The 18,134-nt window shown below is 35.1% G+C and carries 14 protein-coding genes; all 14 read left to right on the forward strand.

Features of this window, described 5'->3' with window-relative positions; genetic code table 11:
• Positions 1 to 5 precede the first annotated feature (5 nt).
• The 14 genes from IDG64_RS03855 (at position 6) to IDG64_RS03920 (ending at position 17,739) form a co-directional block, all read left to right on the forward strand.
• Positions 6 to 3,473: a phage tail family protein gene (locus tag IDG64_RS03855; RefSeq protein WP_206171281.1), complete on the forward strand. Its 3,468-nt coding sequence runs from the start codon at positions 6 to 8 to the stop codon at positions 3,471 to 3,473.
• Positions 3,474 to 3,485: 12 nt separating this feature from the next.
• Entirely contained in the window at positions 3,486 to 4,433 is a 948-nt protein-coding gene (locus tag IDG64_RS03860; RefSeq protein WP_000350682.1) for a phage tail family protein, read from the forward strand.
• Between the two features lie 8 nt (positions 4,434 to 4,441).
• Entirely contained in the window at positions 4,442 to 6,343 is a 1,902-nt protein-coding gene (locus IDG64_RS03865) for an SGNH/GDSL hydrolase family protein (RefSeq protein WP_001657243.1), read from the forward strand.
• A gap of 14 nt (positions 6,344 to 6,357) precedes the next feature.
• Entirely contained in the window at positions 6,358 to 8,268 is a 1,911-nt protein-coding gene (locus IDG64_RS03870) for a phage baseplate protein (protein ID WP_206171282.1), read from the forward strand.
• Complete coding sequence (locus IDG64_RS03875) at positions 8,268 to 10,091, forward strand: phage baseplate upper protein (protein WP_031768991.1); 1,824 nt, start codon at positions 8,268 to 8,270, stop codon at positions 10,089 to 10,091. Before IDG64_RS03870 ends, IDG64_RS03875 begins: the two co-directional genes overlap by 1 nt.
• Positions 10,091 to 10,468 carry a DUF2977 domain-containing protein gene (locus IDG64_RS03880; RefSeq protein WP_000705919.1) on the forward strand — a complete coding sequence of 126 codons (378 nt, stop codon included), beginning with the start codon at positions 10,091 to 10,093 and terminating at the stop codon, positions 10,466 to 10,468. The genes IDG64_RS03875 and IDG64_RS03880 overlap by 1 nt, the downstream gene beginning before the upstream one ends.
• Positions 10,469 to 10,477: 9 nt before the next feature.
• Complete coding sequence (locus IDG64_RS03885; RefSeq protein WP_072492067.1) at positions 10,478 to 10,651, forward strand: XkdX family protein; 174 nt, start codon at positions 10,478 to 10,480, stop codon at positions 10,649 to 10,651.
• A gap of 40 nt (positions 10,652 to 10,691) precedes the next feature.
• Positions 10,692 to 10,991, forward strand: a complete 300-nt coding sequence (locus IDG64_RS03890) for a DUF2951 family protein (RefSeq protein ID WP_000466785.1) — start codon at positions 10,692 to 10,694, stop codon at positions 10,989 to 10,991.
• Between the two features lie 136 nt (positions 10,992 to 11,127).
• A complete protein-coding gene (locus IDG64_RS03895) occupies positions 11,128 to 13,026 on the forward strand; it encodes an N-acetylglucosaminidase (protein ID WP_031888310.1) in 1,899 nt (632 codons plus the stop codon).
• Positions 13,027 to 13,038: 12 nt separating this feature from the next.
• Positions 13,039 to 14,277 (forward strand): BppU family phage baseplate upper protein, encoded by a 1,239-nt coding sequence (locus IDG64_RS03900; RefSeq protein WP_000276650.1) that lies wholly within the window; start codon positions 13,039 to 13,041, stop codon positions 14,275 to 14,277.
• A gap of 4 nt (positions 14,278 to 14,281) precedes the next feature.
• Positions 14,282 to 14,677: a hypothetical protein gene (locus IDG64_RS03905; protein WP_206171283.1), complete on the forward strand. Its 396-nt coding sequence runs from the start codon at positions 14,282 to 14,284 to the stop codon at positions 14,675 to 14,677.
• A gap of 55 nt (positions 14,678 to 14,732) precedes the next feature.
• Entirely contained in the window at positions 14,733 to 15,170 is a 438-nt protein-coding gene (locus IDG64_RS03910; protein WP_000354132.1) for a phage holin, read from the forward strand.
• The gene (locus IDG64_RS03915; RefSeq protein WP_206171284.1) at positions 15,151 to 16,596 is read left to right on the forward strand and encodes an SH3 domain-containing protein; all 1,446 of its coding nucleotides are present in this window, start codon (positions 15,151 to 15,153) and stop codon (positions 16,594 to 16,596) included. Before IDG64_RS03910 ends, IDG64_RS03915 begins: the two co-directional genes overlap by 20 nt.
• Positions 16,597 to 17,013: 417 nt before the next feature.
• On the forward strand, positions 17,014 to 17,739 hold the full coding sequence (locus IDG64_RS03920) for a DUF3800 domain-containing protein (RefSeq protein WP_206171285.1): 726 nt from the start codon (positions 17,014 to 17,016) through the stop codon (positions 17,737 to 17,739).
• Positions 17,740 to 18,134 lie beyond the last annotated feature (395 nt).

Consider the following 18,134-nt stretch of genomic DNA (forward strand, 5'->3'; position numbering starts at 1 on the left):
TTAATGTGACGGAATATAAAATTAAAGCGACTATTGAAGCTAGTGTAGCCAAATTCAAAAGGCAAATTGATAGTGCGGTTAAGGCAGTGCAAAAATACAAGCGTACAGCTGATAAGACTAAAGATGTTGAATTAAGTGCTAATGATAAAAAATTACAAAAAACTATCAAGGTTGCTAAGAAGACTTTAGATTCGTTCGGTAATGAAAAAGCAAAAGCTAAATTAGATGCTAAAATAGAAGATCTGAAACAAAAAGTATTAGAAGCAAGTTTTGAATTAAATCAATTAGATTCAAAAGAAGTTACACCAGAAGTTAAGTTAGAAAAACAAAAGTTAATTAAAGATATCATTGAAACAGAAGCTAAGTTATCCGAACTGGAAAAGAAACGTGTCAATATTGACGTCAATGCTGATAACAGTAAATTTAATCGAGTGTTAAAAGTATCTAAAGCTAGTCTTGAAGCGTTAAATAGGTCTAAAGCCAAAGCTATTTTAGATGTAGACAACAGTGTTGCTAATTCTAAAATCAAACGCACTAAAGAAGAGCTTAAAAGTATTCCGAACAAAACTAGATCTCGACTAGATGTAGATACAGGGCTTTCTATACCAACTATTTATGCGTTTAAAAAATCATTAGACGCATTGCCAAACAAAAAAACAACAAAGGTAGATGTCGATACTAATGGTTTAAAGAAAGCTTATGCCTACATAATAAAAGCAAACGACAATTTCCAAAGACAGATGGGGAATTTAGCTAATATGTTTCGTGTGTTCGGCACTGTAGGTTCTAATATGGTTGGTGGATTACTTACATCATCTTTTAGTATCTTAATACCTGTAATAGCGAGCGTAGTACCTGTAGTATTTGCGCTATTAAACGCTATCAAAGTGTTAACTGGCGGTGTACTTGCTTTAGGTGGTGCGGTAGCAATAGCCGGCGCTGGCTTTGTAGCATTTGGCGCAATGGCTATCAGCGCTATAAAGATGCTTAATGATGGCACTTTACAAGCTAGCTCAGCAACAAACGAATACAAAAAAGCGTTAGATGGCGTAAAGTCAGCATGGACTGATATTATAAAGCAAAATCAATCCGCTATCTTCACAACTCTTGCAAATGGTTTAAATACTGTTAAAACTGCAATGCAGAGCTTACAACCATTTTTTAGTGGTATTTCAAGAGGAATGGAAGAGGCGTCTCAAAGTGTACTTAAATGGGCTCAAAATAGCGGTGTAGCATCAAGGTTCTTCAACATGATGAATACAACTGGTGTTTCGGTATTTAACAAGCTATTAAGTGCTGCAGGCGGTTTCGGTGACGGTTTAGTCAATGTATTCACACAATTAGCACCACTGTTTCAATGGTCGGCTGATTGGTTGGATAGATTAGGTCAATCTTTCTCTAACTGGGCTAATAGTGCAGCTGGAGAAAATTCGATTACTCGTTTTATTGAATACACAAAAACAAATTTACCTATCATTGGTAATATTTTTAAAAATGTTTTCGCTGGAATTAACAATTTGATGAATGCATTTAGTGGATCGTCAACTGGTATATTCCAGTCTCTCGAACAGATGACAGCTAAATTTAGGGAATGGTCTGAACAAGTAGGACAATCTCAAGGGTTCAAAGACTTTGTCAGTTATATACAAACAAATGGACCACTAATAATGCAATTAATTGGGAACATTGCAAGAGGATTAGTTGCATTCGCAACAGCGATGGCTCCTATAGCTAGTGCAGTATTACGCGTTGCAGTAGCAATAACTGGTTGGATAGCTAACTTGTTTGAGGCGCATCCGGCTACAGCACAATTAGTTGGCGTCATTATAACTTTAGTTGGTGCATTTAGATTTTTAATACCGATTATTCTTGCTGTATCTAACTTTATGGGTGGCGGATTAATAGGTAGAATCATTGCGTTAGTAAGTAAGTTCGGTTTATTAAGAGCGGGATTAACAATTTTAAAAGGTGCGTTCATGTTATTAAAAGGACCATTAAAAATTATATCAGTTATATTCCAATTGTTATTCGGTAAGATTGGATTAATTAGAAATGCTATCACAGGACTAGTAACTGTGTTTGGTATTTTAGGTGGTCCAATAACAATAGTAATTGGTGTAATCGCTGCTTTAATAGCTATATTCGTTTTATTGTGGAATAAAAATGAAGGATTCAGAAACTTTATTATAAATGCTTGGAATGCGATAAAAACATTTATGGTTACAGTTTGGAATGTGTTGAAAACTGTAGCTTCGGTTGTATGGAATGCTATTTTAAAAGCTATCACTACAGCAGTATCAAATGTATACAATTTTATAATGATTATTTGGAATCAAATAGTTGCTTATTTGCAAGGGTTATGGAATGGAATTATCGCTATTGCAACAACGGTATGGAACCTTTTAGTTACAATCATCACAACTGTTTTCACGACGATAATGACAATAGTTATGACGATATGGACAGCTATTTGGACATTCTTAAGTACAATCTGGAACACGATAATTACAATCGCTACTACGATTTGGAATTTGTTAGTCACTGTAATAACTACAGTATTTACCACAATTATGACTATCGCAATGACAATTTGGAACGCTATTTGGACGTTCTTACAAACGTTGTGGAACACTATAGTTACTGTGGCAACTAAGGTTTGGAACTCTATCACTACAGCTATATCTACTGCGTTACAAGCGGCATGGAGTTTTATTTCTAATATATGGAATACGATTTGGAGTTTCTTATCTAGTATATTAACGACAATTTGGAATAAAGTTGTAAGCATATTCACACAAGTTGTATCAACTATATCAGACAAAATGTCTCAAGCTTGGAACTTCATTGTCACTAAAGGTATGCAATGGGTATCTACTATAACAAGTACGCTAATTAACTTTGTTAATAGAGTTATTCAAGGATTCGTTAATGTTGTAAACAAAGTTAGTCAAGGTATGACAAATGCAGTAAATAAAGTTAAAAGCTTTGTGGATGACTTTGTATCAGCAGGTGCTGATATGATCCGTGGTTTGATGAGAGGTATTGGTAATATGGCTAGAGACTTAGCTGAAAAAGCAGCTAGTGTAGCAAAAGGTGCTTTAAATGCAGCCAAAAGAGCGCTAGGTATTCACTCACCTTCACGTGAATTCATGGATGTTGGTATGTATTCAATGCTAGGTTTCGTTAAAGGTATAGATAATCATTCAAGTAAAGTTATCCGTAATGTTTCTAATGTTGCAGATAAAGTAGTTGATGCATTTCAACCTACATTAAACGCACCTGACATTTCTAGTATTACAGGAAACTTAAGTAATTTAGGTGGAAATATAAATGCGCAAGTACAACACACACATTCTATTGAAACATCACCGAACATGAAAACTGTTAAAGTTGAATTCGATGTCAATAACGATGCGCTTACTAGTATTGTTAACGGCAGAAATGCTAAACGCAATTCTGAGTATTACTTATAAAGGAGGTTACAAATGGACATAGAATTAACAAAAAAAGATGGTACTGTAATCAAATTAAGTGAATACGGGTTTATCGTTAACGATATAGTAATTGATAGCATGCAAATCAACACAAAGTATCAAGACAAAGAAAATATGAACGGTCGTATATTAATGGGGAGCAATTATATCAGTAGAGATATAGTTGTTCCTTGTTTTTGTAAAGTTAAAAATCGTTCAGACATTGCTTATATGCGAGATATGTTGTATTCGTTAACGACAGACATAGAACCTATGTATTTGCGAGAAATCAGAAGAAAAGAAGAGTTGAATTACAGGTTTACTCAACCAACTTCTGATGATTACGTGAAATTAGATAAAAACAACTTCCCGGATTACGAATATTCAAGACACGATCAACAAATTTATGTAAATGGTAAACAGTATAAAGTTATTTTTAACGGAGTTATAACCCCTAAACAAAAAGGTAATAAAGTTTCTTTTGAACTAAAATTCGAAACTACAGAATTACCATACGGTGAAAGTATTGGAACAAGCCTAGAGTTAGAAGAAAACAAAAAGGTTGGATTGTGGTCGTTTGATTTTAATATTGATTGGCATGCAGGCGGAGACAAAAGAAAGTATACATTTGAAAATTTGAGCAAAGGTACAGTTTACTATCATGGTAGTGCTCCTAACGACCAATTCAACATGTATAAAAAGATAACAATTATTTTAGGCGAAGATACAGAATCGTTTGTATGGAATTTAACGCATGCTGAAATAATGAAAATTGAGGGGATTAAACTAAAAGCTGGAGACAAAATTGTTTATGATAGCTTTCGAGTTTATAAAAACGGTGTCGAAATAAGCACTGAAACGAACATAGCCCAACCAAAATTTAAATACGGAGCTAATAAATTTGAGTTTAATCAAACAGTTCAAAAAGTTCAGTTTGATTTGAAATTTTATTATAAGTAGGTGTCAGAATGACAATAATTGTAAGACCACCTAAAGGTAATGGCGCACCTGTACCAGTAGAAACAACTTTAGTGAAAAAAGTTAATGCTGACGGTGTATTAACTTTTGATATTCTCGAAAACAAATACACTTATGAAGTTATTAACGCTATAGGGAAAAGATGGATTGTTAGTCATGTCGAAGGTGAAAACGACAAGAAAGAATATGTAATAACTGTCATTGATAGGAAATCAGAAGGCGACAGACAACTGGTTGAATGTACTGCTAGAGAGATTCCCATAGACAAGTTAATGATTGATAGAATTTATGTTAATGTAACAGGATCTTTTACAGTAGAAAGATATTTTAACATTGTGTTTCAAGGTACTGGAATGCTTTTTGAAGTCGAGGGCAAAGTTAAATCTTCAAAGTTTGAAAACGGCGGTGAAGGCGACACAAGGTTAGAAATGTTAAAAAAAGGTTTGGAACATTTTGGATTAGAATATAAGATCACATATGACAAAAAGAAAGACAGATATAAGTTTGTATTGACGCCTTTTGCAAATCAAAAAGCGTCTTATTTTATTTCTGACGAAGTCAACGCCAACGCTATAAAACTCGAGGAAGATGCAAGTGATTTCGCCACCTTCATTAGAGGATATGGTAATTATTCAGGAGAAGAAACATTCGAACACGCTGGGCTCGTAATGGAAGCTAGAAGTGCATTAGCTGAAATATACGGCGACATCCACGCAGAACCATTTAAAGATGGTAAAGTGACTGACCAAGAAACTATGGATAAAGAATTACAATCGAGATTGAAAAAGTCGTTAAAACAATCTTTGTCTTTGGACTTTTTGGTGTTAAGAGAATCATATCCAGAAGCAGACCCACAACCCGGAGACATAGTACAAATAAAATCTACCAAACTAGGTTTGAATGATTTAGTCCGTATAGTACAAGTTAAAACGATTAGGGGTATAAACAATGTAATTGTTAAGCAAGATGTAACGCTTGGTGAGTTTAATCGAGAACAACGATATATGAAAAAAGTTAATACTGCAGCTAACTATGTTTCTGGATTAAATGATGTTAACCTTTCTAATCCTAGTAAAGCGGCAGAAAACTTGAAGTCTAAAGTAGCGTCAATAGCTAAATCAACACTCGATTTGATGAGTAGAACTGATCTAATTGAAGACAAACAACAGAAAGTGAGTTCTAAGACTGTAACTACATCAGATGGCACTATCGTTCACGATTTTATAGATAAATCAAACATTAAAGATGTAAAAACGATTGGAACGATTGGCGATTCTGTAGCTAGAGGATCACATGCGAAAACTAATTTCACAGAAATGTTAGGCAAGAAGTTAAAAGCTAAAACGACCAACCTTGCAAGAGGTGGCGCAACAATGGCAACAGTTCCAATAGGTAAAGAAGCGGTAGAAAACAGCATTTATAGACAAGCAGAGCAAATAAGAGGAGACCTAATCATATTACAAGGTACAGATGATGATTGGTTACATGGTTATTGGGCAGGCGTACCGATAGGCACTGATAAAACCGACACTAAAACGTTTTACGGCGCCTTTTGTTCTGCAATTGAAGTTATCAGGAAAAATAATCCAGCTTCAAAAATACTTGTAATGACAGCTACTAGGCAATGCCCTATGAGTGGTACAACGATACGTCGTAAAGATACGGATAAAAACAAACTAGGGTTAACTTTAGAGGATTATGTCAACGCTCAGATATTGGCTTGTAGTGAATTGGATGTACCAGTATATGATGCCTATCATACAGATTATTTTAAGCCATATAATCCAGCGTTCAGAAAATCAAGTATGCCAGACGGATTGCATCCGAACGAGAGGGGTCATGAAGTTATTATGTACGAACTTATTAAAAATTATTACCAGTTTTACGGATAGAAAAGGAGGAAGACATGGATAACAAATTAATTACAGACTTAAGTAGAGTCTTTGACTACAGATATGTAGATGAAAATGAGTATAACTTTAAACTTATTTCAGACATGCTGACGGATTTTAATTTCTCTCTTGAATACCATAGAAATAAAGAGGTATTTGCACATAATGGAGAGCAAATAAAGTATGAGCATTTAAATGTCACAAGTAGCGTCTCTGATTTTTTAACGTATCTAAACGGCCGTTTCAGCAATATGGTACTAGGTCATAACGGCGACGGTATCAACGAAGTAAAAGACGCGCGTGTTGATAATACTGGTTATGATCATAAGACATTGCAAGATCGTTTGTATCATGATTATTCAACACTAGATGCTTTCACTAAAAAGGTTGAGAAAGCTGTAGATGAACACTATAAAGAATATCGAGCGACAGAATACCGATTCGAACCAAAAGAGCAAGAACCGGAATTCATCACAGATTTATCGCCATATACTAACGCAGTAATGCAATCATTTTGGGTAGACCCTAGAACAAAAATTATTTACATGACACAAGCGCGTCCAGGCAATCATTACATGTTATCTAGATTGAAGCCTAACGGACAATTTATTGATAGACTGCTAGTTAAAAATGGCGGACACGGCACACACAACGCCTATAGATATATCGGCAATGAGTTGTGGATTTATTCAGCTGTATTGGACAGTAACAAAAACAACAAGTTTGTACGTTTCCAATATAGAACTGGAGAAATAACTTATGGTAATGAAATGCAAGATGTCATGCCGAATATATTTAACGACAGATATACGTCAGCGATTTATAATCCGGTAGAAAATTTAATGATTTTTAGACGTGAATATAAACCCACTGAAAGACAACTTAAGAATTCGTTGAACTTTGTTGAGGTTAGAAGTGCTGACGATATTGATAAAGGTATAGACAAAGTATTGTATCAAATGGATATACCTATGGAATACACTTCAGATACACAACCTATGCAAGGTATCACTTATGATGCAGGTATCTTATATTGGTATACAGGTGATTCGAATACAGCCAACCCTAACTACTTACAAGGTTTCGATATCAAAACGAAAGAATTGTTATTTAAACGTCGTATCGATATAGGCGGTGTGAATAACAACTTTAAAGGAGATTTCCAAGAGGCTGAGGGTCTAGATATGTATTACGATCTAGAAACAGGACGTAAAGCACTTTTAATCGGGGTAACTATTGGACCTGGTAACAACAGACATCATTCAATTTATTCTATCGGTCAAAGAGGTGTAAACCAATTCTTGAAAAACATCGCACCTCAAGTATCAATGACTGATTCAGGCGGACGTGTTAAACCGTTACCAACACAGAACCCAGCATATCTAAGTGATATTACGGAAGTTGGTCATTACTATATCTATACGCAAGACACACAAAATGCGTTAGATTTCCCGTTACCGAAAGCGTTTAGAGATGCAGGTTGGTTCTTTGATGTACTGCCTGGTCATTATAATGGTGCGTTAAGACAAGTACTAACTAGAAACAGCACAGGTAGAAATATGCTCAAATTTGAACGTGTTATCGACATCTTTAACAAGAAAAACAACGGTTCATGGAATTTCAACCCACAAAGTGCTGGTTATTGGGAACATATCCCTAAGAGCATTACAAAATTATCAGATTTAAAAATCGTTGGTTTAGATTTCTATATCACTACTGAAGAATCAAACCGATTTACTGATTTTCCTAAAGACTTTAAAGGTATTGCAGGTTGGATATTAGAAGTAAAATCGAATACACCAGGTAATACAACACAAGTATTAAGACGTAATAACTTTCCGTCTGCACATCAATTTTTAGTTAGAAACTTTGGTACTGGTGGCGTTGGTAAATGGAGTTTATTCGAAGGAAAGGTGGTTGAATAATGGTAGTAGATAATTTTTCGAAAGATGATAACTTAATCGAGTTACAAACAACATCACAATATAATCCGGTTATTGACACAAACATCAGTTTCTATGAATCAGATAGAGGAACTGGTGTTTTAAATTTTGCAGTAACTAAGAATAATAAGCCGTTATCAATCAGCAAACATAATGCGATGACTAGTATTGTGCTTAAGACGGATAACTTCGACGATGAACACGGCGCTTATATTAGTGATGAACTTACAATTGTTGATGCAATTAATGGACGAATGCAATACGTTATCCCAAACGAGTTCTTAAAATACACTGGTCGAGTACATGCGCAAGCATATTTTACTCAAAACGGTAGCAATAACGTAATTGTAGAGCGTCAATTTAGCTTCAATATCGAAAATGATTTAATTAGTAACTTCGACGGCAAAACAAAGTTGGTTTATATCAAATCAATTCAGGACTTAACAGAAAGTGTTAAAGAAGAAGTTGAGGACTTAAAGAAAAGTTTAAGTGATACAAAATCGTTGGTTACTGAAATTGATAGTCGTATTAATCAAGGTATTCAAAGATTAGAAATTAAACAAAATGAAGCGGTACAGATGATTACAACAACACAAGACAAAGCCGTTCAATATATAAATAGCGAGTTCCAGAAAATTGTTGATAAAGAGCAAGCGATTTTTGAACGTGTTAACGAAGTTGAACAACAAATCAATGGCGCTGACCTTGTTAAAGGTAATTCAACAACAAATTGGCAAAAGTCTAAACTTACTGATGATTACGGTAAAGCAATTGAATCGTATGAGCAGTCCATAGATAGCGTTTTAAGCGCAGTTAACACATCTAGGATTATTCATATCACTAGCGCGACAGATGCGCCCTCATTTAAAGATATAGGTACTGTCGATACACCTAAAGAAGATGGCGTTGACGATGGTTCAGATATTCCGGTAGCTCCTAACACTTTAGGAAAATCAGGCGTGTTAGTTGTCTATGTTGTTGATGATAGTACGGCACGTGCAACATGGTATCCAGATGATTCAAACGACGAATATACAAAATATAAAATTAGTGGCACATGGTACCCGTTTTATAAAAAGAATGACGGTGACTTAACTAAGCAATTTGTTGAAGAAACGTCTAACAACGCTTTAAATCAAGCTAAGCAGTATGTAGATGATAAATTCGGAACAACGAGCTGGCAACAACATAAGATGACAGAGGCGAATGGTCAATCAATTCAAGTTAACTTAAATAATGCGCAAGGCGATTTGGGATATTTAACTGCTGGTAATTACTATGCAACAAGAGTGCCGGATTTACCAGGTAGCGTTGAAAGTTATGAGGGTTATTTATCGGTATTCGTTAAAGATGATACAAACAAGCTATTTAACTTCACGCCTTATAACTCTAAAAAGATTTACACACGATCAATCACAAACGGAAGACTTGAGCAACAGTGGACAGTTCCTAATGAACATAAGTCAACGGTATTGTTCGACGGTGGAGCAAATGGTGTAGGTACAACAATCAATCTAACCGAACCGTACACAAACTATTCTATTTTGTTGGTAAGTGGAACTTATCCAGGTGGCGTTATTGAGGGATTCGGACTAACCGCATTACCTAACGCGATTCAATTGAGTAAAGCCAATGTAGTTGACTCAGACGGCAACGGTGGCGGTATTTATGAGTGTTTACTATCCAAAACAAGTAGCACTACTTTAAGAATAGATAACGATGTGTACTTTGATTTAGGTAAAACATCAGGTTCTGGAGCGAATGCCAACAAAGTTACTATAACTAAAATTATGGGGTGGAAATAATGAAAATCACAGTAAATGATAAAAATGAAGTTATCGGATACGTTAATACTGGCGGTTTACGCAATAGTTTAGATGTAGACGATAACAATGTGCCTATCAAATTCAAAGAAGAGTTTGAACCTAGAAAGTTTGTTTTCACTAACGGCGAAATTAAATATAACAGCAATTTTGAAAAAGAAGACGTACCGAATGCATCAAGCCAACAAAGCGAATCAGATTTGAGTGATGAAGAACTTCGCGGAATGGTTGCAAGTATGCAAATGCAGGTGACGCAAGTAAACATTTTGGCGATGGAATTAAAGCAACAAAACGCTATGTTAACACAACAGTTGACTGAACTAAAAGCTGGTAAAACAAATACAGAGGGGGACGTTTAAATGGAGAAAATTAATATGATTTATCCAACTTTCAAGGACATTAAAACTTTTTATGTGTGGGGTTGCTATAAAAATGACCAAATTAAGTGGTACGTAGACATGGGTGTAATCGACAAAGAAGAATATGCATTGATCACTGGAGAAAAATATCCAGAAACAAAAGATGAAAAGTCACAGGTGTAATGCTTGTGGCTTTTTAATTTAACGCAAAGTAGGTGGCGTAATGTTTGGCTTTACCAAACGACACGAACAAGATTGGCGTTTAACGCGATTAGAAGAAAATGATAAGACTATGTTTGAAAAATTCGACAGAATAGAAGACAGTCTGAGAACGCAAGAAAAAATTTATGACAAGTTAGATAGAAATTTCGAAGAATTAAGGCGCGATAAGATTGAAGATGAAAAAAATAAAAAGAAAAATGCTAAAAACATCAGAGATATCAAGATGTGGATTCTCGGTTTGATAGGGACTATCTTTAGTACGATTGTCATAGCTATACTAAGAACTATTTTTGGTATTTAAAGGAGGTGATTACCATGCTCAAAGGGATTTTAGGATATAGCTTCTGGGCGTGCTTCTGGTTTGGTAAATGTAAATAACAGTTAAGAGTCAGTGCTTCGGCACTGGCTTTTTATTTTGATTGAAATGAGGTGCATACATGGGATTACCTAATCCAAAAAACAGAAAACCTACAGCTAGTGAAGTAGTAGAGTGGGCGTTGTATATCGCTAAAAACAAAATAGCTATTGATGTACCTGGTTCTGGAATGGGAGCACAATGCTGGGATTTGCCTAATTATTTACTCGATAAATATTGGGGATTTAGAACATGGGGAAATGCTGATGCTATGGCTCAGAAATCTAATTATAGAGGTAGAGATTTCAAGATAATTAGAAATACAAAAGACTTTGTACCACAACCAGGCGACTGGGGTGTTTGGACTGGTGGTTGGGCAGGTCATGTGAACATTGTAGTAGGGCCATGCACAAAAGACTATTGGTATGGTGTGGATCAAAACTGGTATACAAATAATGCAACAGGAAGTCCGCCGTATAAAATCAAACACTCTTATCATGATGGACCAGGTGGAGGTGTTAAATATTTTGTTAGACCTCCATATCATCCAGACAAAACTACACCAGCACCTAAACCGGAAGATGATAGTGATGATAACGAAAAAAATAATAAAAAAGTTCCAATTTGGAAAGATGTAACAACTATAAAGTACACAATTTCTAGCCAAGAAGTTAATTATCCAGAATATATTTATCACTTTATAGTAGAGGGTAATCGACGACTCGAAAAACCTAAAGGGATAATGATTAGAAACGCTCAAACAATGAGCTCGGTAGAAAGTTTATATAACAGTAGAAAGAAATATAAGCAAGATGTAGAATATCCACACTTTTATGTTGATAGACATAATATTTGGGCTCCTAGAAGAGCCGTATTTGAAGTTCCTAATGAAGCTGATTATATAGTTATAGACGTATGTGAAGATTATAGTGCGAGTAAAAACGAATTTATTTTTAACGAGATTCACGCAATGGTTGTAGCTGTAGATATGATGATCAAATATGAGATACCTCTAAGTATTGAGAATTTAAAAGTAGACGATAGTATTTGGCGTTCAATGTTGGAACATGTTAATTGGAATATGATTGACAACGGTGTTCCCCCTAAAGATAAATACGAAGCATTAGAAAAGGCATTACTTAATATATTTAAAAACAGAGAAAAATTATTAAATTCTATAACTAAACCAACAGTAACAAAATCTAGAATAAAAGTTATGGTAGATAATAAAAACGCTGATATAGCGAATGTAAGAGACTCATCACCAACAGCTAATAATGGCTCGGCATCTAAACAACCGCAGATCATAACAGAAACGAGTCCTTATACATTCAAACAAGCACTGGATAAACAAATGGCAAGAGGTAACCCGAAAAAATCTAATGCTTGGGGTTGGGCTAACGCTACACGAGCACAAACGAGCTCGGCAATGAATGTTAAACGAATATGGGAAAGTAACACACAGTGCTACCAAATGCTTAATTTAGGCAAGTATCAAGGTGTTTCAGTTAGCGCACTTAATAAGATACTTAAAGGTAAGGGAACATTGAATAATCAAGGTAAAGCGTTCGCAGAAGCTTGTAAAAAACACAACATTAATGAAATTTATTTAATCGCGCATGCTTTCTTAGAAAGTGGATATGGAACAAGTAACTTCGCTAACGGAAAAGATGGAGTATACAACTACTTCGGCATTGGCGCTTACGACAACAATCCTAACTACGCAATGACGTTTGCAAGGAATAAAGGTTGGACATCTCCAGCAAAAGCAATCATGGGCGGTGCTAGCTTCGTAAGAAAGGATTACATCAATAAAGGGCAGAATACACTGTACAGAATCAGATGGAATCCTAAGAATCCAGCTACGCACCAATACGCTACTGCTATAGAGTGGTGCCAACATCAAGCTAGTACAATCGCTAAGCTATATAAACAAATCGGCTTAAAAGGTATCTACTTTATAAGAGATAAATATAAATAAAGAGGTGTATAAATGTACAAAATAAAAGATGTTGAAACGAGAATAAAAAATGATGGTGTTGACTTAGGTGACATTGGCTGTCGATTTTACACTGAAGATGAAAATACAGCATCTATAAGAATAGGTATCAATGACAAACAAGGTCGTATCGATCTAAAAGCACATGGCTTAACACCTAGATTACATTTGTTTATGGAAGATGGCTCTATATTCAAAAATGAGCCCCTTATTATCGACGATGTTGTAAAAGGGTTCCTTACCTACAAGATACCTAAAAAGGTTATCAAACACGCTGGTTATGTACGTTGTAAGCTGTTTTTAGAGAAAGAAGAACAAAAAATACATGTCGCGAACTTTTCTTTCAATATCATTGATAGTGGTATTGAATCTGCTGTAGCAAAAGAAATCGATGTTAAATTGGTAGATGATGCTATTACGAGAATCTTAAAAGATAACGCGACAGATTTATTGAGCAAAGACTTTAAAGAGAAAATAGATAAAGATGTCATTTCTTACATCGAAAAGAATGAAAGTAGATTTAAAGGTGCGAAAGGTGATAAAGGCGAACCGGGACAACCTGGTGCAAAAGGTGAAGCAGGTAAAAAAGGAGAACAAGGCGTACCCGGTAAAAACGGTACTGTAGTATCAATCAATCCTGACACTAAAATGTGGCAAATTGATGGTAAAGATACAAATATCAAAGCAGAACCTGAGTTATTGGACAAAATCAATATCGCAAATGTTGAAGGGTTAGAAGATAAATTGCAAGAAGTTGAAAAAAACAAAGAGGCAACTCTCAAAGACTCTAAAACGTATACAGATTCAAAAATTGCTGAACTAGTTGATAGCGCGCCTGAATCTATGAATACACTAAGAGAATTAGCAGAAGCAATACAAAACAACTCTATTTCAGAAAGTGTATTGCAACAGATTGGCTCAAAAGTTAGTACAGAAGATTTTGAGAGGTTCAAACAAACATTAAACAGTTTGTATGCAGATAAAAATCATAGTCATACAATCAAACAGATTGAAGGATTAGAAAATGCTTTATCAAGAAAATCAGACATAAATCATAATCATGACGAGAGGTATGTTTTGTCGTCTCAAGCTTTTACTAAACAACAAGCGGATAATTTATATCAACTAAAAGGCGCATCTCAACCGACGGTTAAAATTTGGACAGGAACAGAAAATGAATATAACTATATATATCAAAAAGACCCGAATACGTTATATTTAATTAAAGGGTGATGACATGGAAGCTAATTTAAAAGGTGTAAAGAAATTGGTATACAAAGGGGTTGAATACTCTAAAGTATTTGCAGGTAATACAAAAGTTTGGTCTAAACCGCCGTCTTTTGTAATTAAACCCTTACCTAAAAATAAATATCCGGATAGCATAGAAGATTCAACAGCAAAATGGACAATAAATGGAGTTGAACCTAACAAAAATTATCAGGTGACAATAGAAAATGTACGCAGCGGTATAATGAGGGTTTCGCAAACTAATTTAGGATCAAGTGATTTAGGAATATCAGGAGTCAATAGCGGAGTGGCAAGTAAAAACATCAACTTTAGTAATCCTTCAGGGATATTGTATGTCACTATAAGTGATGTTTATTCAGGATCTCCAACATTGACCATTGAATAATTTTAAACGACTAATTTTTAGTTGTTTTTTTATTTTGGATAAAAGGAGCAAACAAATGGATATTAACTGGAAATTGAGATTCAAAAACAAAGCAGTACTAACTGGTTTAGTTGGAGCATTGTTGCTATTTATCAAGCAAGTCACGGATTTATTCGGATTAGATTTATCTACTCAATTAAATCAAGCTAGCGCAATTATAGGCGCTATCCTCACGTTACTTACAGGTATTGGCGTTATTACTGACCCAACGTCAAAAGGCGTCTCAGATTCATCTATAGCACAGACATATCAAGCGCCTAGAGATAGCAATAAAGAAGAACAACAAGTTACGTGGAAATCATCACAAGACAGCAGTTTAACGCCGGAATTAAGCACGAAAGCACCAAAAGAATATGATACATCACAACCTTTCACAGACGCCTCTAACGATGTTGGCTTTGATGTGAATGAGTATCATCATGGAGGTGGCGACAATGCAAGCAAAATTAACTAAAAAAGAGTTTATAGAGTGGTTGAAAACTTCTGAGGGAAAACAATTCAATGTGGACTTATGGTATGGATTTCAATGCTTTGATTATGCCAATGCTGGTTGGAAAGTTTTGTTTGGATTACTTCTAAAAGGTTTAGGTGCAAAAGATATACCATTTGCAAACAATTTCGATGGACTAGCTACTGTATACCAAAATACACCGGACTTTTTGGCACAACCCGGCGACATGGTTGTGTTCGGTAGTAATTACGGTGCAGGATACGGACACGTAGCATGGGTAATTGAAGCAACTTTAGATTATACCATTGTATATGAGCAGAATTGGCTAGGCGGTGGCTGGACTGACGGAATCGAACAACCCGGCTGGGGTTGGGAAAAAGTTACAAGACGACAACATGCTTACGATTTCCCTATGTGGTTTATCCGTCCTAACTTCAAAAGCGAAACAGCTCCACGATCAATACAATCTCCTACGCAAGCATCTAAAAAGGAAACAGCTAAGCCACAACCTAAAGCGGTAGAACTTAAAATTATCAAAGATGTGGTTAAAGGTTATGACCTTCCTAAACGTGGTGGTAATCCTAAGGGTATAATTATTCATAACGACGCAGGAAGCAAAGGGGCAACAGCAGAAGCGTATCGAAACGGATTAGTTAACGCACCTTTATCAAGATTAGAAGCGGGTATTGCGCATAGTTATGTATCAGGTAACACAGTGTGGCAAGCTTTAGATGAATCGCAAGTAGGTTGGCATACTGCTAACCAATTAGGAAATAAACATTATTACGGTATTGAAGTGTGTCAATCAATGGGTGCAGATAATGCTACGTTCTTAAAAAATGAACAGGCAACTTTCCAAGAGTGCGCTAGATTGTTGAAAAAATGGGGATTACCAGCAAACAGAAATACAATCAGATTGCACAATGAATTTACTTCAACATCATGCCCTCATAGAAGTTCGGTTTTACACACTGGTTTTGACCCAGTAACTCGCGGTCTATTGCCAGAAGACAAGCGGTTGCAACTTAAAGACTACTTTATCAAGCAGATTAGGGCGTACATGGATGGTAAAATACCGGTTGCCACTGTCTCTAATGAGTCAAGCGCTTCAAGTAATACAGTTAAACCAGTTGCAAGTGCATGGAAACGTAATAAATATGGTACTTACTACATGGAAGAAAGTGCTAGATTCACAAACGGCAATCAACCAATCACAGTAAGAAAAGTGGGGCCATTCTTATCTTGTCCAGTGGGTTATCAGTTCCAACCTGGTGGATATTGTGATTATACAGAAGTGATGTTACAAGATGGTCATGTTTGGGTAGGATATACATGGGAGGGGCAACGTTATTACTTGCCTATTAGAACATGGAATGGTTCTGCCCCACCTAATCAGATATTAGGTGACTTATGGGGAGAAATCAGTTAGAATGACATAGTCATGTCTATTTAAGCAGGTGCGTTACATACCTGCTTTCTATTTACATTTAAAGATAAAATGTGCTATTATTTTACTAGAACTTTTTTAACATTTCTCTCAAGATTTAAATGTAGATAACAGGCAGGTACTACGGTACTTGCCTATTTTTTTATGTTATAATTACGTGCGTATATAGTAGGAGTGAACTATATAGCCCGGCAGAGGCCATATATCTGACTGTTGGTCCCACAGGAGACATCTTCCTTGTCATCACTCGATACATATATTTCAACAACATAGAAATATTGCAGTCGCTACACCACTCATTGCATGGGTGGTTATTTTTGTTCGCCATTATGTTCTGTCTGGATAAAATTAAAATTGTACTATAAAATTAATTAAAAAAATGAAAAGGGTAATGAAACAATGGGAGAAAAGTTTTTATACATAGATGATTCAGGACAATTGAGTAATAATGGAAGACATGAGTATTTTTTATATGGTTGTCTCTTTGTAGAGAGTCAAAAAGTTATCGAAGAAATCAACAATAAAATTAACGCTTTTTGTAAAACGAGACATATAAAAGGGGAACTAAAAGGTAATTACTTAAAAATAAAAGATAGAAAAAAATTATTAACCATTTTATCTGATATAGATGGCGCTCATCAATTTTTTGTAATTGTAAAAAATTCAGAACTTACGAGACTGAATTTTCATAATCCGATAAACGTTAAGCGATACAAACAATTTGCAATTAGAAGAATTATAGAAAAAATTTTAAAAAAACAATATATAAATAAGGAAGACTCAGTAAATATAAAAATTGATAATGAAGCATTTAATAGTAAAGAAGGTTTGCAAAACTTTATTGAATATCTTAACAGTTTCTGGTCTAAACCGGGTACGTTTATGTTTCAGCAGATGTATTGGGATTTTATACCTTCGATTCAGAGTCGATTCACTATAAAATATTTAGATTCTAAACACGATAGATTAATACAAGTAGCAGACTTAATCGCTAATACAAAATATAGAAGATTTAGAGGTAACGAAAAGTGTTGTTCTGAATATTTAAAAGAAGAATCGTGTTTAAAACTTCCTGACGATTCATATTTTCATAGTCCTAAAAGTCCATTCTATATTGAAAGATAGAATTAAAAGTGTTATAATAAATTCAACAGCATAGCGCCTGTTTTAGCAATGAGTAAGTCGAATGGTTTCTAAGCGTATTTGTACGTGACCCTCATTGGGCACTCACCAATTGGTGGGTGTTTTTTTTACAATAAAATTAATATTTTAATAAACTGGAATCAACTCTTAATAATTGAATTTATTCTCTATCTTATGATTATAAACTAATAGCGGTACATATCTTCGGAATGTACTCGAGATTGACTGTTACTGATAGTCACCTCTTTTTATACCCACACAACCAACAAAACCACACCACCTATTAATTTAGGAGTGTGGTTAATTTTTATTGGAAGTGTGTATCAGGTATCAGGATACCTCATCCGCCAATTAAAATTTGTTAATTTAATAATTAA

The organism is Staphylococcus sp. EG-SA-15 (assembly GCF_017151895.1).
GTDB classification, from domain to species: Bacteria; Bacillota; Bacilli; order Staphylococcales; family Staphylococcaceae; genus Staphylococcus; species Staphylococcus aureus.